We start from the raw sequence: 14,322 nt of genomic DNA, 5'->3' as shown, positions 1-14,322 counted from the left end.
GAAGAAATATTCAATTTTACTCCATGGAATGGGAGCGTATATGAATACCGTAAATATTGATAATGTGCCATTGAACAAATTTCATTTCAAAATAACGGCTTTGACTTTCGGTGCACATTTAACTGATGGTTATATCATTGGTTTGATTGGGATGGTTTTCACTTTAATTACCCCTCTGATGCAGCTGGATTCCTTTTGGCAGGGTGCAATCGGAAGTGCTGTTCTGATAGGTCTATTTGTAGGAAGTTTATTTTTTGGATTTATTTCAGATAAATTAGGTCGACAGAAGATCTTTTGTATTAGCTTCATTTTGGTCCTGATTGGTTCGATTGCCCAGTTCTATGCTTCTACACCTTTAGAACTGTTTCTCTGCCGCGTACTCATGGGAATTGGGCTGGGAGGGGACTATACCGTCGGGCATGCATTGTTGGCGGAGTTTTTACCTAAACAAAGTCGAGGTGCAATTTTAGGCTCATTTAGTGTGGTGTGGACATTTGGTTATGTACTGGCAACGTTCATTGCCAAGTTCGTGATTGATTTAGATCTTGGGCCTGATACATGGCGTTATTTACTCGCCTCAACAGCAATCCCTGCGGCAATTATTTTAATTGCACGAATTGGAACACCAGAATCCCCACGGTGGTTGATGCAACATGGACGTAAAGATGAGGCTCGGGCGATTGTTCAAAAATATTTTGGAGCAAATGTAACGATTGAGAGTGAAACAGATCAGTTGGCACAGCAAAATAATTTTTCCAGTATTAAATTATTGTTTAGTCAAAAATACCTGAAACGGACTTTGTTCAACTGCATCTTTTTCACCTGTATTGTGATGCCGTATTTTGCAATTTATACCTTTTTGCCGATGATTCTAGAATTGATGAAGTTATCCAATGATTTCACTACAGAAACCATCTTAAATTTGATGCTGCTACTCGGCGCAGTAATCGGTATTTACTGTACTTATAAATTTTCCCGTCGCGGTTTCTTAATCTATTCCTTCGTATTGCTCTCGGTCAGCTTACTGTTGATTACCATATTGCCTGAAACATTGAACTGGGCATTGGTACTCTTGTTTGCCGCATTTACGATGATTTTATCTGCAGTCAGTAATTTAGTTGGTGTTTTCCCTGCAGAAAGTTTTCCGACTGAGGTTCGTTCTAGTGGTATTGGGATCGCCACAGCAGTGAGCCGATTTGGTTCTGCAGCAAGTACTTTTATTCTTCCAATCAGTCTGTTACAGATCGGGATGACTGCCACGATGTTATTACTGGTATGTATTCTGGTTTTTGGAACCATTATTTCGATTTTATGGGCCCCAGAAACTAAAAATCTATCTTTGGTCGAGGCATCTGAAGTTGATGAAATAAAGGCTTATACGGCTTCAAAAGAGCTACCATAAGTACAGTCTATCTGATTAGATTTTTGACGTGGCTTCAGATGATCTTAAATAAGAAAAAAGGCTCCATCAGGAGCCTTTAATCAATGCATACCAAGCTTCTAGCCTTTAGACATATTTTCTAAAATGTCCCAGCGTTCCAATTTTTCTAGCAATACTTCTTCAATTTCTGCTAGGCGTTGGCTGGCTGCAGTTGCGGCATTGGCATCTGAAACAAACCAAGACCCATCAGCTAATTTTTCTGATAATTCTGTTTGTTCAGTTTCCAATTTTTCAATCTCAGCAGGCAGTTGCTCAAGCTCACGCTGATCTTTATAACTGAGTTTTACCTTTTTAGGTGCTGCGGCCGCCTCTGCTTTGGCTTGCGCTTTTTTTACATCGCTTTTCTGATCAACGACCTTCTGATCTGGGCGCTGTTCCAAATAGTCTTGATAGCCACCGATGTATTCATCAATGTTACCTTTGCCATCGAATACCCATGTCGACGTCACGACATTGTCCATAAAGGCACGGTCATGCGAGATCAACAGCAATGTACCTTTATAGTCAGACAGCATTTCCTCAAGTAGCTCAAGTGTCACCATATCCAAGTCATTGGTTGGCTCATCCATGACGATTAAATTCGATGGTTTGAGCAATAATTTTGCCAATAAGATACGGTTTCTCTCACCACCAGATAGGGCTTTAACTGGGGTGCGCGCACGTTCTGGCGAGAATAAAAAGTCTTGCAGATAACTATAAATATGACGGCGGTTACCATTCACATCAACAAAATCAGAACCTTCTGAAACGTTGGCCATGACGGTTTTTTCAAGGTCTAAGGCATTACGCAACTGGTCAAAATAAGCGACTTCGAGTTGAGTACCGGTTTTCACGGAACCACCGTGCTCAATCTCACCTAAAATCGCTTTAATCAAGGTGGTTTTACCGACACCGTTATCGCCAACTAAACCAATACGGTCACCACGTAATACGATCGCAGAGAAATCTTTGATCAGTGGTTGTTGGCCATAGCTGACACTGAGATTTTCAATTTCAAATACCAGCTTACCAGAGCGATTGGCTTCTTGCGTTGCCATACTGACTTTGCCTTGTTGCGAACGACGTGCTTTAGATTGTTCTCGTAAGTCTTGCAACGCACGGACACGACCTTCGTTACGAGTACGGCGTGCTTTAATGCCTTGACGAATCCAAGCTTCTTCTTCAGCTAACTTTTTATCAAATAAAGCATTTTGTTTTTCTTCTGCTTCCATTTGTTGTGCTTTGAGATCGAGATAGCGAGAATAGTTACCTTCGTAGCTACGCAAAATACCACGATCAAGCTCAACAATACGGGTCGCAATGCTGTCAACAAATGAACGGTCATGCGAAATAAACAGCAGGGTCAGGTTATTTTGATCCAATAAAAACTTTTCTAACCATTCGATACTTTCGACGTCTAAATGGTTGGTAGGTTCGTCCAGTAACAATACATCAGGTTGAGTGAGTAGAGCACGTGCCAATAACACACGACGTTTACGACCACCCGATAAATCCGCTAGATCTGCGTTAGGATCAAGTCCCATTTTACTGAGAATCGAGTTGACCTTGTTTTCTAATGCCCAACCATCCAACTGATCCAGTTTGTGCTGTAGCATGCCCATGCGGTCGCAAGCGTCCATATCACCCAATACGCAGGCATCACTGGCTTCATGGTATTCTTTCAATACAATAGATGCTTCGCCTGCACCATCGGCAACAATGTCAGCAACTTTGCCTGAGTCCATTGGGACGTCTTGGGCTAACATTGAAACAGTTAAACCATTTTGAATTGAAACTTCACCGTTATCCGGTAACAAGCTTCCCTCAATCAGTTTTAATAAAGTAGACTTACCTTCTCCATTACGACCAATTAAACAGACTCGCTCGCCACGTTCTAGGTTGAAGTTCGCGCCGTCGAGTAAGGCAGGTCCGCCAAATGCGAGATGGACATCCCTTAAAGTAATATAGGCCATAATGTTTCCTAAAAGTTCAGATGAGGTCTGAAATGACTAAACCACAAAATTTTGATAATCACGCGTCATTCTCCGCACCCATTGAAGATTTGCAAGTCCGAATTGCATTTTTAGATGATTTAGTTGAACAATTGAATCAGCAACTCGCAATTCAAACGCAGGAAATTGCTGATTTAAAAAAACAAATGCAATTTTTATATCGTCGGGTTGAATCTTCAGATTTATCGGAAGGAATTGCAGCTTTTGATCCGATAAATGATAAACCACCGCATTATTAATAAATCTTGCAGCAATGCCGAGTGGCATGACTGCAAGATCTAGGTTGAATAATTGCATTTAAAAACCATGCAGGACAATTTTTCCTTTGGTCGTGCCACTTTCGATTTGTTGGTGTACACGTTTTAGGTTTTCGGCATTGATTGGCGAAAGTACCTGACTCACTGTGGTTTTAATCTTTCCCTCATCAACTAAGCTTGCAACTTGATTCAAAAGTTGGCTCTGTTGGATCATATCTTCAGTCTGGTACATAGAGCGCGTGAACATAAACTCCCAGTGCACCGAAACAGACTTTGATTTAAAGGGCTTAATGTCGAGTTGTTCAGGGTCATCAATTAAACCGAAACGACCTTGTGCTGCGATCAGTTCTGCAATATCCGCGAGATGCTGATCGGTTTGCGTGGTTGAAAATACATATAAAGGCGCATTTAAGCCGAGCTGCTGAATTTGTGGCGCTAAAGCTTGGCGATGGTCTAGGACATAATCAGCACCCAACTGTTTTACCCATTCAGACGTTTCTGGTCGAGATGCGGTACTGATGATGGTTAGATTGGTTAATTGTTTGAGCAATTGAATGGTGATTGAACCCACCCCACCAGCACCGCCAATGACGAGGATTGAAGTGTTCTCAGCCGCAGCTCGAGGAACTTTTAATCGATCAAACAGCATTTCCCATGCGGTAATTGCGGTTAAAGGTAGCGCTGCCGCTTCGCTAGCATCAAGTGACTTGGGTTTATGTCCGACAATACGCTCGTCAACCAATTGTAATTCACTATTGCTGCCTTGTCGGTTGAGTGCACCTGCATACCAGACGTGGTCACCAATTTTAAATTGAGTGACGTGTTCGCCAATCGCCTCAACGACACCCACTGCATCCCAGCCCAGAATTTTCCATTGCTGATCTTCTGCACTTTTATTGTTCCGAATTTTGGTATCGACTGGATTGACCGAAACAGCTTGCACACGAACGAGTAAATCATGTCCATGTGCAATAGGTGAGTCGATCTCAATGTCTACAAGCGCATCTTCTAAAGTAATTGCACCTGCCTTTTGATATGCCACAGCTTTCATGGTTTTGCTTCCACTTGATTGGAATCTCAGCATAACTTAAGCTTGATTTTAGTGACTACAGACAAATAACGCTCATAGTGTCAAAAAGGATACTGTAAAATGGCAAAAATGCGGCATTCGAGTTTTGATTGTTCTCCAGGCTGTTCGGTTGAAGCCGCCATCAGTTTGATTGATGGTAAATGGAAATGTGTCATTCTCTGGCACTTATTTAATGAAGGCACTTTACGATTTAATGAAATTCGTAAGCGTGTACCGAGTATTACCCAGAGAATGCTGACCAATCAACTCCGTGAATTAGAACAAGATGGCATTCTGCATCGAGAGGTCTATCCGCAGGTTCCTCCAAAAGTTGAATATTGTTTAACTGATTTAGGTCGTAGTCTGGAACAGATTATTGTTGCATTAAAGAATTGGGGTGATACACATCTTGATCAATTCGGAAAATTAACTCTAGTCGAATAAAGTAAGCGCGTTAAAAGCATTTGGCACTTTAGGCTTTTGATCGTCTGAAAAGGGATGCTTTCAACGGTGCAGTTGAATACAAGATTATTTTTTACGTTGAAACTTGCCTTTTTGATTCAACTTATGTAACGCTAATAAAAGAAAGTTTTGGGCTACTTTATGAGTAATATTGGAATTTGGATCACGGTTGCGATTGTACTGTTTGTACTGGGCTCGATTTTTGGCTTGCGTGTCAGTCCTCGAGAAAAGGCATTGGGTATGATGCGTGATCAGGCGCGCAAAATGGGATTGCATCCGCGTTTAATCGTTGCGCCAGAATGGACCAAGATTCCAATGGCATCGGAAAAACGTGCCAGTATGGTGGCTTATTATAGTGTGCTGATTCCAGATGCTCGCTTAGCGTTAATGCGTGCACGGGTGGTGGATGGCAAGCTTCAGGTTGTGCAAGGGGATCAGAAATTTAATGATTTAACCATTGCATTAAAAGGAGTTTATGCTATTGATATGCAGGCAAACTGTGTCGGACTGTATTGGGATGAAGAAACTGACCTAAGAGCCACACAGCTTGAACAGATAAAAGCTTATTTACATGATTTAGCACAGCGCTAACTCTCTGATTGATCATAGGAAAAACGATTTATTATGGCGAATACTCCACGCTCTGCTTCAGAAAGCACAGCAGCTTCCGCATCTGCTGCAAAGAAACGTGCCTTAGTGATTGTGGAGTCGCCTGCAAAAGCGAAAACAATTAATAAATATTTGGGTTCACAATATGTGGTGAAGTCATCGGTCGGTCATGTGCGTGATTTACCGACAGGAGGCGGGGCGAAATCCACTGAAAAGAAGCCCGCAACCCGTGCCAAATTAACGGATCAACAGAAAGCCGAAAAAGCACAGTCTGCATTGATCAATCGTATGGGTGTCGATCCAGAGCATGATTGGATTGCACACTATGAAGTGCTCCCGGGCAAAGAACATGTGGTTGCCGAACTGAAAAAACTCGCCAAAGATGCAGATGCAATCTATCTCGCAACGGACTTGGATAGAGAAGGGGAAGCAATTGCTTGGCATTTAAGAGAAGTCATTGGTGGGGATGATAGTCGCTACCATCGTGTGGTCTTTAACGAAATTACCAAGAATGCCATTCAAGAAGCATTTAAACAGCCAACACGACTTGATTTAAACCGTGTTAATGCTCAACAGGCGCGTCGTTTCCTAGACCGTGTGGTGGGCTTTATGGTGTCGCCATTACTATGGGAAAAGATTGCCCGTGGTTTATCGGCAGGACGCGTGCAGTCAGTTGCAGTGAAACTGGTGGTTGAACGTGAACGTGAAATCCGTGCATTTATTCCAGAAGAATACTGGCAAGTTTTTGCAGATACCATTTCCAAGAAAGAAGACATTCGCTTAGAAGCGGTTAAGCAAGCAGGTAAAACGCTTAAGCTTAAAAATAAAGTCGAAACTGATGCCTTACTCAGTGTATTAAAAGATGCTGAATATAAAGTGGCATTGCGTGAAGATAAACCAACTAAAGTTAATCCAAGCGCCCCGTATATCACTTCAACCTTACAACAAGCGGCGAGTACGCGTTTAGGTTTCTCTGTAAAGAAAACCATGATGCTGGCGCAGCGTTTGTATGAAGGTGGTTTCATTACCTATATGCGTACAGACTCAACCTTTTTGAGTGATGACGCTGTAAATATGGTACGTAATCATATTCAACAAAATTTTGGTGAAAAATACGTCCCTACCAAGCCAAATCGCTATGGCAATAAAGCGGGTGCACAAGAAGCCCACGAAGCAATCCGTCCTTCAGATGTTGGTTTGACTGGCGATAAACTTGCGGGCGTAGAGCGGGATGCACAGCGTTTATATGATTTGATTTGGCGTCAATTTGTTGCCTGTCAAATGACACCAGCAGAATATTTATCTTCGACGTTGACCGTTGAGGCATCAAATGTTGAGCTAAAGGCGAAAGGCCGTACCCTGGTATTTGATGGTTTTACCCGTGTTCGTGGTGCCAATAAATCGGATGATGATATTTTATTGCCTGCGGTGAAAGTTGGCGAAGTACTTAAGTTAGAAAAACTTGATCCGAGTCAGCATTTTACCAAACCGCCTGCACGCTTTACCGAAGCGTCTTTGGTGAAAGAATTAGAGAAGAAAGGGATTGGTCGTCCATCGACTTATGCTGCGATTATTTCGACTATTCAAGAACGTGGTTATGTAAAACTGGAAAACCGTCGTCTCTTTGCCGAGAAGATGGGTGAGATTGTTACAGATCGTTTGGATGAAAGTTTTAATAACCTGATGAATTATGCTTTTACCGCTGATTTAGAAGGTCAATTAGACCGTGTTGCAATGGGTGAGCGTAACTGGAAAGAGTTACTGGATACTTTCTACGGTGATTTTAAGAAACGTTTGACCAATGCGCAGGGTGAAAGCGGCATGCGCCGTAATCAGCCAGTCGAAGTTGCCGATGTCTCTTGCCCTGAATGTTCGCGTCCAATGCAAGTTCGTACCGGAACAACAGGTGTATTCTTAGGGTGTTCAGGTTATAACCTGCCACCGAAAGAGCGTTGTAAAGGCACACTCAATTTAACACCAGTCGAGTCTTTAGCTGCTTTGTCGGATGATGATGGTGCTGAAACAGCTGATTTGATGTCGAAACACCGTTGTCCTAAATGCGGTACAGCAATGGACAGTTATGTGGTCGATGGTGGTCGTAAATTGCATGTCTGTGGTAATAACCCAGATTGTGATGGTTACGAAGTCGAGGAAGGCGAATTCAAGATTAAGGGCTATGATGGTCCAACCATTCCATGTGATAAATGTGATGGTGAAATGCAGTTAAAGACAGGTCGTTTTGGACCTTACTTTGCCTGCTCAAGTTGTGACAATACCCGTAAAGTATTAAAGAGTGGTCAACCAGCGCCACCGCGTGTTGATCCAATCAAAATGGAACACTTACGTTCAGCCAAGCATGATGATTTCTTCGTATTACGCGATGGTGCAGCAGGTCTGTTCTTAGCAGCCAGCAAATTCCCGAAAATCCGTGAAACGCGTGCACCGAAAGTCGCTGAATTACGCAGTGTGGCTGAGCAGCTTGATCCGAAATACCAGTTCTTGTTAGAAGCTCCAGATGTCGATCCAGAAGGCAATCCAACGGTAGTGAAATTCAGCCGTAAGAACCAAGCACAATATGTGGGTTCTGAAACCGCTGAAGGGAAACAAACCAAGTGGAGTTTGGTGTTCCAAGATGGGAAATGGGTAGAAGCTTAAACATTCAAGTTTAAAAAATGCTGGCGATTGCTGGCATTTTTTATAGAACAAATAAAAAGAAAAATTAATTTTGATTGGGGTGAAATGCATGTGGAAAAATATTCGAGTCGCTTGCTTACTACTGGTGTTGTTGATCGTTGCGATCAATGCTTATCGTGATCAAAATCAGGATTGGAATCAGCCCATTAATGTGCTGTTGCATCCGATTAATGCCGATGGTTTAGCTACAACACAGCAGTATATTCAACAATTGCAGCAAGATGATTTTGCTGAGGTGAAGCAGTATCTAGAAAAAAATAGCCAGCAATATCGAGGGCAAAGCAGCTACTTTATGGTTCAAATCGGACGGGAATTGCAACAAGCACCACCGAAGATGTCTGAGCAGCCGAGTATTCTGAATAATATTCTATGGAGTCTCAAGTTTCGCTTTTATGCATGGAAGCAGCATCAATCCTCAGATGGTTCACCGAGTTTAACTCTATATCTGAATTTCTATGATCCGAAGCAAAGTCGGGAACTCAAGCACTCAACTGCGCTGGAACGTGGGCGCATTGGTTCAGTCAATTTATTTGCATCAGCAAAACAGGCAGAACAGAACAATGTGGTCTTGGTACATGAGTTATTACATGGTTTTGGCGCGACCGATAAATATAACTTAGCCAATGGTGAACCTATTTTTCCGATTGGCTATGCACAGGCAGATAAACAGCCGCTCTATCCACAAACTGAAGCTGAAATAATGGGTGGACGGATTCCACTGTCCGAACACAAAAGTAAAATGCCAAACGATTTAGAACAAACTGTGATCAGTGTGCTGACCGCCCAAGAAATAGGCTGGATCAAATAAATTGTGGATAAGTTCCGACTTATCCATATCTTTAAAAAAAAATAATGACACAACTTAAAAAGATCAAAGAAAACATCCATTTTCTGACATTCCGTCATTAATTCTCAACATGCCTTATACAGAACTCAGTGAAAAACGCGATCAATATAGAGATATAACATTGATGATAAAAGAGTAAATAATGATGAAAACAGTGGGTAACGATCTAATTCGCAATCAGCTGCACGCTGATCGTAAATGGTATCTGTTATTGGGCGTATTATTAGTTATTTTTGGCCTTGTTCTTTTAGCGGCTTTACCCTTTGCAACACTATCTGCGGTATTGCTGTTCGGTGTGTTGATGATGTTGGGTGGTATCTTGCATTTTGTTGCCGCATTCATGGTGTTTAAAGGGGGGACACGTTGGTTGTGGGCCTTGTTTGGTGTGCTGTATCTGGCAGCAGGTTACTTTGCGTTTACTACACCCGTAATTACCGCGGTGGTACTCACCAGTTTCTTGGCGGTTGCCTTAATTATTGCAGGGATTATCCGTACCGTGAACGCCTTTATCCTTAGACCAATTTCAGGCTGGGGATGGGTGCTGTTTTCAGGCATATTAACCCTATTAACCGGGATTCTGATCTTGTCATCACCTGATTCACCGTTCTGGGTATTGGGGATGTTCCTTGCGATTGATATTTTATTCCAAGGGATTAATTACCTGACTTTTGCTGGTGCAATTAAGCAGTTACCACATAGCTCAACCACGGTTTAAACGATCAAGTTAAAACTAAGAGCATGTAATACACATGCTCTTTTTGTTTTTGTAGTCGGAAACATTTCAATGGCTTGAGTCTGCTAAAATAGCATTTCGTTTTTAATTGACCGATTGTATGACGCTTGCCAAGCTAATTGATGAACTGAATCCACAACAAAAACAAGCAGCCACAACGACAGCACAAAATTGTCTGGTCTTGGCTGGAGCAGGTTGTGGTAAAACCAAAACCATCGTGGCAAGAGCAGCATACTTAATTGATCAGGGTTTAGCTGCGCAACAAATTCAGATTCTGACCTTTACCCGACGTTCAGCAAGTGAGATCGTAACGCGTGTTGAACAACATATGGGCGTACAGGCCAAAGGTTTACGTGCATCAACCTTTCATACATTTTGTATGTATCTATTGCGCCGTAATCCACGTGCTTTTGGGCTGAGCCAATTCAGTATTATTGATCGAGATGATCAATTGCTGATGTTCCGCTTATTACGTGGCAAAGATAAGGGCAATGTGTTGCCGAAGGCTGCGGAGTTGTGCGATCTGTATTCTTATGCGCGGAATACCAAAACCAAATTGTCAGATGCATTGGTTGAGCAGTTACCCCAAGCGGTTGAGTATAAAGCTCAAATTGCTGAATTGATGAAAGCCTATGAGCAACGCAAGCAAGAACGTAATTTTCTGGATTATGATGACATCCTATCTATTGTTGCCGTGCATTTGCAAAGTTCACCAGAGTTAGTGAAGTGGGTCACTGGTTTTTGTTCTGCCTTATTGGTCGATGAAATGCAGGATACTAATCCACTGCAATGGGCTTTGCTTCAGCCTTTAGTTGGCAAGGTGAAACTATTTTGCGTAGGGGATGATGCACAATCCATTTACGGCTTTCGTGGCGCAGATTTTGAAAATATCCATCATTTTAAAGAACGTGTACCCGATGCTGAAGTACTGACTCTGGAAATGAATTATCGTTCGACCCAAGGTATTTTGGATTTATCCAATTGGCTGCTGGAGCAGAGCCAAATTGAATATGACAAGCATCTACAGGCCTATCGAGGTAAAGGGTTAAAGCCACAACTGCATATCTTGAGTAATGAGTTTGAAGAAGCCAATTGGATTATTCAGGACTTGAATCGTCGTCATATGCAAGGTGCGGCTTGGGCAGAACATATGGTGTTGCTGCGCTCAGGTTTTAGTGGGCGTTATTTGGAAGGTGCTTTAATTGCAGCCAATATCCCTTATCGTTTTGTTGGTGGGGTAAAACTGCTTGAGTCTGCACATGTTAAAGATGTATTGAGCTTACTTCGGGTCAGCGTAAACCCACAAGATGATTTAGCCTGGATGCGTTTCCTGACGCTTTGGGATGGCGTGGGCGATGTGGGTGCCAGTAAATTGGCGCAAGAATTGATTCAATTGCCTGATATTGAAGCCCGTTGCCAACGTTTAGAGCGGCATGGCAAAGTACCACAACAGGCGATTTTAATTTTGATGCAGCTTGATGTATTGCAGCAGCATGTTGAAGCTTGTATTGGCCTCGCACTAGATGCGCTAAATGAACAGCTGGAAAATAATTATAAAACCAAAGATTGGTCACGCCGTGTTAAAGACTTTGATTTGGTCAAGCAATTGGCACGTAAACACAGTGCTCTTGGGGAGTTCTTAGAGGAATATGTGCTTGATCCAATTTCTATCTCAGAAATTGATAAAACGCCTGACCAAGATTTAGTGACGCTGATTACCATCCATTCAGCTAAGGGTGCTGAACAAAAAGTCTGTTATGTCCCACATGTATCTCCGAATCAATATCCTCATGCACGGGCACAAGGTGATTTTGATGATGTTGAGGAGGAGCGTCGTGTGCTGTACGTGGCCTTAACCCGTGCAGAAGATGAATTGATTTTGACCAAACAGAATTTAAATTTATGGTCACAAGATCAATATGATGAGCTAGGAAGAAAAATAGAAAGTTACTTCCTCAATGATTTACCTCAACATTTAGTCGATGTTCAGATTCATCGAGATATTCCACGTGCCTATGCCCAAGGCAATCGTTCTCGCACGACTACAATCAATTTAGGTTTTGGCATTGATTTCGATTAAACTAGGCAGATTCAATTTCTTTTGATTCATTGATTCTACAATGAATCATCTTTTAGGTTTTAACATGAAAATTTTAGTTCGTAATTTAGACCGTAATGTGACTGATGCAGAAATTCTCGACTTATTCAAAGCATATGGAAAAGTTGAGTCTTGTGTCGTGGTCAAAGACGAAGCAACGGGGAAATCGAAAGGTTTTGGTTTTGTTGAAATGCCAAATCCACGTGAAGCGATTAAAGCAATTAAAGGTTTAAATACCTTGAAAGTAAAAAGCCAAGGCATTCGTGTCAAAGCTGCGGATGATAAAGCTTAATTATCAATGTTAAAGCAATATACGGCTTTATCAATTGTTGCACCAAATGCTGAGCGAATAGCGAAGAAAATAAAAACTCTTGAAGTTCGCTCATGGCAACCTGAAATGTTGCCACTGAAAGATTTAATGATTGTAGAGAATCAAAACTTTCTTTTGAGTGATGGGGATGAAGAGGTTGGTTTTGCAGTTGCATTGGTGGATATTGAATCCGTGCATCCATGGCGATCTGATGAAGTTGACGCAGCTTGTGCGACGTATTGGGCTGAAGGATATTTTGCTTGGGTTATTGGTAATATTCGTCCGATTGATCCACCGATTCAAATCATTGCCAAACGAAAACTCTATCTGCTTGAGTTGGACATTGGATAACTTATCCTACCGTTATTTACCCCAAGTTGAACCCCAGCCCTGACAAGGGTTCGAAAAATATTGATAGATATTAATCATTTCTTGCTGGTCGATCAGACCATTGCGATTAAGGTCTAAGGCTTTAAAGATTTTTATTCTTTTAGAATCAATTGTGAGGACCTGTTTTTGCCAAGCAACGGGTTGACCTCGTAAATGGATCAGTTTTTTCCATTCATTTTGATCGATCATTTGATCATGGTTGAGATCATAATCTGTATAGAGCTTTTCCCAGTCTAATCCTGCGGGCTCACAGCTATAGGTAGTTGGGATGACCACACAGCATATTAAGCTCAGTATGGCTTGTTGAATATGACGCATGGGTAGGCTCAAAAGATATTGATTTTATCATTAAAGCATTTAATCTTAGGTAGGGTCTATTGATATTTCAGCTGTACCCCTGAGCAAGAGTAAAGCACTGCTTTGATCGCAGCGTAATCAGCTCGTAAGGTGTAATCTCAATAGTCCCTAAACCAAGCGAAAGGATCTTGAAGGAAAATATTATGTCCCGTGTTGCTCGTTATCATGCAGATCGTACCAATCAAAAACTGTATTTTGCTCGTCTTGCATGTCAACAAGCGGAGCAAACTGAGCATATTCAGCAGGCACAGGCTTATCGCGAAGCTGCGGTTTTCCATTTGCATGGTGCACTTTTAGCGTTCTTGCAGGAACTGGTGCGTTATTACCGTCTCAATGATTTACAGCCGACCTTTAAATCGATTGAAGAGCATATGGCAGATAAAGGGCAGGTTTCACCTGAGGTTCTAGTTTTGCAGCAATTGGCTAAAGATGGTTTTGTGGCAGAATTAAAGCGTGCGTACCGTATGTGTCAATATGCACCTGAGCCAACAGCACCTGAACCTGAAAATGAGACGTCCTCAAACCTGATCATCAAGGTCACCCAAAGCCCACAGGCTTGGTTGCCCGATGCCAAAATTTTACGTGAGTGGCATCGTGAATTGAGTCATTTAATTGATGGTTTCCGTAATGAAATGGTTGAGTTCTAAGTCGAATGTTTAAAGCGACTTGAAATCTATGCCAACAGTACTTATATAAATAAGACGTGAGCGCAAAATACTTTGCCACCATGTTGAAGCATGGAGAAAATTTATGTCAATGCAACAGTTAAAAGAATTATTTGGTAATCAAGAAGCAGTTCTTGAGTTGGTCCAACTCGAGGGTGGTGAGCTGGCTTTGCGCAATGCGGGTTCTGAAAATGAGCCTTTAGTTAAGATACAGTTTAGTGATGAGGTCAAAGCCATACTTGGCGATCAAACAGCAACTGTCGCACAGCACATGATTCAAGCGGCTTTGTTTGGTCTGTTAGAAAAGCAGATGAATGAGTGGCAGGCCGAAGTCGTCGATGAGCAACCTCCACACTTGAGTTAATCTCACAAAATAAAAAAGCGTACTTTAAGTACGCT

Annotated in this window: 15 protein-coding genes; 12 read left to right on the top strand and 3 right to left on the bottom strand. The window is 42.0% G+C overall.

Annotated features, from left to right (window positions below; genetic code table 11):
- Positions 1-40: 40 nt before the first annotated feature.
- Complete coding sequence (locus tag F902_RS00790) at positions 41-1,402, top strand: MFS transporter (protein ID WP_005200291.1); 1,362 nt, start codon at positions 41-43, stop codon at positions 1,400-1,402.
- Positions 1,403-1,500: 98 nt separating this feature from the next.
- Here the strand turns inward: F902_RS00790 and F902_RS00785 are convergent, their stop codons facing one another.
- Entirely contained in the window at positions 1,501-3,393 is a 1,893-nt protein-coding gene (locus F902_RS00785; protein ID WP_005200289.1) for an ATP-binding cassette domain-containing protein, read from the bottom strand.
- Between the two features lie 32 nt (positions 3,394-3,425).
- On the opposite strand from F902_RS00785, the gene F902_RS00780 reads away from it, so the two are divergent.
- The gene (locus F902_RS00780) at positions 3,426-3,671 is read left to right on the top strand and encodes a SlyX family protein (RefSeq protein WP_004656007.1); all 246 of its coding nucleotides are present in this window, start codon (positions 3,426-3,428) and stop codon (positions 3,669-3,671) included.
- Between the two features lie 58 nt (positions 3,672-3,729).
- On the opposite strand, the gene F902_RS00775 is transcribed toward F902_RS00780, so the two are convergent.
- Positions 3,730-4,740, bottom strand: coding sequence for a zinc-binding alcohol dehydrogenase family protein (locus F902_RS00775; RefSeq protein WP_005200288.1), 1,011 nt, complete (start codon positions 4,738-4,740; stop codon positions 3,730-3,732).
- 99 nt (positions 4,741-4,839) lie between these two features.
- On the opposite strand from F902_RS00775, the gene F902_RS00770 reads away from it, so the two are divergent.
- The 8 genes from F902_RS00770 (at position 4,840) to F902_RS00735 (ending at position 12,862) form a co-directional block, all read left to right on the top strand.
- Entirely contained in the window at positions 4,840-5,202 is a 363-nt protein-coding gene (locus F902_RS00770) for a winged helix-turn-helix transcriptional regulator (protein ID WP_005200286.1), read from the top strand.
- 159 nt (positions 5,203-5,361) lie between these two features.
- Positions 5,362-5,811 (top strand): hypothetical protein, encoded by a 450-nt coding sequence (locus tag F902_RS00765; protein WP_004802536.1) that lies wholly within the window; start codon positions 5,362-5,364, stop codon positions 5,809-5,811.
- A 33-nt stretch (positions 5,812-5,844) separates the two neighbouring features.
- Complete coding sequence (gene topA, locus F902_RS00760; protein WP_005200284.1) at positions 5,845-8,484, top strand: type I DNA topoisomerase; 2,640 nt, start codon at positions 5,845-5,847, stop codon at positions 8,482-8,484.
- An 88-nt stretch (positions 8,485-8,572) separates the two neighbouring features.
- Positions 8,573-9,331, top strand: coding sequence for a hypothetical protein (locus F902_RS00755; protein WP_005200281.1), 759 nt, complete (start codon positions 8,573-8,575; stop codon positions 9,329-9,331).
- A 181-nt stretch (positions 9,332-9,512) separates the two neighbouring features.
- A complete protein-coding gene (locus F902_RS00750) occupies positions 9,513-10,085 on the top strand; it encodes an HdeD family acid-resistance protein (protein ID WP_005200279.1) in 573 nt (190 codons plus the stop codon).
- Positions 10,086-10,203: 118 nt separating this feature from the next.
- Positions 10,204-12,183: an ATP-dependent helicase gene (locus F902_RS00745; protein WP_005200277.1), complete on the top strand. Its 1,980-nt coding sequence runs from the start codon at positions 10,204-10,206 to the stop codon at positions 12,181-12,183.
- A 64-nt stretch (positions 12,184-12,247) separates the two neighbouring features.
- On the top strand, positions 12,248-12,493 hold the full coding sequence (locus tag F902_RS00740) for an RNA recognition motif domain-containing protein (protein ID WP_004802550.1): 246 nt from the start codon (positions 12,248-12,250) through the stop codon (positions 12,491-12,493).
- Positions 12,494-12,499: 6 nt separating this feature from the next.
- The gene (locus F902_RS00735) at positions 12,500-12,862 is read left to right on the top strand and encodes an ASCH domain-containing protein (protein WP_005200275.1); all 363 of its coding nucleotides are present in this window, start codon (positions 12,500-12,502) and stop codon (positions 12,860-12,862) included.
- A 12-nt stretch (positions 12,863-12,874) separates the two neighbouring features.
- Here the strand turns inward: F902_RS00735 and F902_RS00730 are convergent, their stop codons facing one another.
- Positions 12,875-13,219 (bottom strand): EF-hand domain-containing protein, encoded by a 345-nt coding sequence (locus tag F902_RS00730; protein WP_005200273.1) that lies wholly within the window; start codon positions 13,217-13,219, stop codon positions 12,875-12,877.
- 182 nt (positions 13,220-13,401) lie between these two features.
- Here F902_RS00730 and F902_RS00725 point away from each other — a divergent pair, with 182 nt between their 5' ends.
- Both F902_RS00725 and F902_RS00720 read left to right on the top strand, forming a co-directional pair.
- Positions 13,402-13,905 carry a DUF6586 family protein gene (locus F902_RS00725; RefSeq protein ID WP_005192240.1) on the top strand — a complete coding sequence of 168 codons (504 nt, stop codon included), beginning with the start codon at positions 13,402-13,404 and terminating at the stop codon, positions 13,903-13,905.
- 103 nt (positions 13,906-14,008) lie between these two features.
- Complete coding sequence (locus F902_RS00720) at positions 14,009-14,287, top strand: hypothetical protein (protein ID WP_005200271.1); 279 nt, start codon at positions 14,009-14,011, stop codon at positions 14,285-14,287.
- The last annotated feature ends 35 nt before the right edge of the window (positions 14,288-14,322 follow it).

This window comes from Acinetobacter higginsii (genome assembly GCF_000369525.1).
Lineage (GTDB): Bacteria > Pseudomonadota > Gammaproteobacteria > Pseudomonadales > Moraxellaceae > Acinetobacter > Acinetobacter higginsii.
Note: the sequence above shows the minus strand (reverse complement) of the source record. Positions and strands in the feature narration are given on the sequence as shown.

Bases quoted from the DNA above. Each gene is read 5' to 3' on its own strand.
- F902_RS00725 (WP_005192240.1), top strand. From the start codon at position 13,402: ATGTCCCGTGTTGCTCGTTATCATGCAGATCGTACCAATCAAAAACTG.
- F902_RS00790 (WP_005200291.1), top strand. From the start codon at position 41: ATGAATACCGTAAATATTGATAATGTGCCATTGAACAAATTTCATTTC.
- F902_RS00765 (WP_004802536.1), top strand. From the start codon at position 5,362: ATGAGTAATATTGGAATTTGGATCACGGTTGCGATTGTACTGTTTGTA.
- F902_RS00755 (WP_005200281.1), top strand. From the start codon at position 8,573: ATGTGGAAAAATATTCGAGTCGCTTGCTTACTACTGGTGTTGTTGATC.
- F902_RS00745 (WP_005200277.1), top strand. From the start codon at position 10,204: ATGACGCTTGCCAAGCTAATTGATGAACTGAATCCACAACAAAAACAA.
- F902_RS00770 (WP_005200286.1), top strand. From the start codon at position 4,840: ATGGCAAAAATGCGGCATTCGAGTTTTGATTGTTCTCCAGGCTGTTCG.
- F902_RS00735 (WP_005200275.1), top strand. From the start codon at position 12,500: ATGTTAAAGCAATATACGGCTTTATCAATTGTTGCACCAAATGCTGAG.
- F902_RS00740 (WP_004802550.1), top strand. From the start codon at position 12,248: ATGAAAATTTTAGTTCGTAATTTAGACCGTAATGTGACTGATGCAGAA.
- F902_RS00775 (WP_005200288.1), bottom strand. From the start codon at position 4,740: ATGAAAGCTGTGGCATATCAAAAGGCAGGTGCAATTACTTTAGAAGAT.
- F902_RS00785 (WP_005200289.1), bottom strand. From the start codon at position 3,393: ATGGCCTATATTACTTTAAGGGATGTCCATCTCGCATTTGGCGGACCT.
- F902_RS00780 (WP_004656007.1), top strand. From the start codon at position 3,426: ATGACTAAACCACAAAATTTTGATAATCACGCGTCATTCTCCGCACCC.
- F902_RS00730 (WP_005200273.1), bottom strand. From the start codon at position 13,219: ATGCGTCATATTCAACAAGCCATACTGAGCTTAATATGCTGTGTGGTC.
- F902_RS00720 (WP_005200271.1), top strand. From the start codon at position 14,009: ATGTCAATGCAACAGTTAAAAGAATTATTTGGTAATCAAGAAGCAGTT.
- topA (WP_005200284.1), top strand. From the start codon at position 5,845: ATGGCGAATACTCCACGCTCTGCTTCAGAAAGCACAGCAGCTTCCGCA.
- F902_RS00750 (WP_005200279.1), top strand. From the start codon at position 9,513: ATGATGAAAACAGTGGGTAACGATCTAATTCGCAATCAGCTGCACGCT.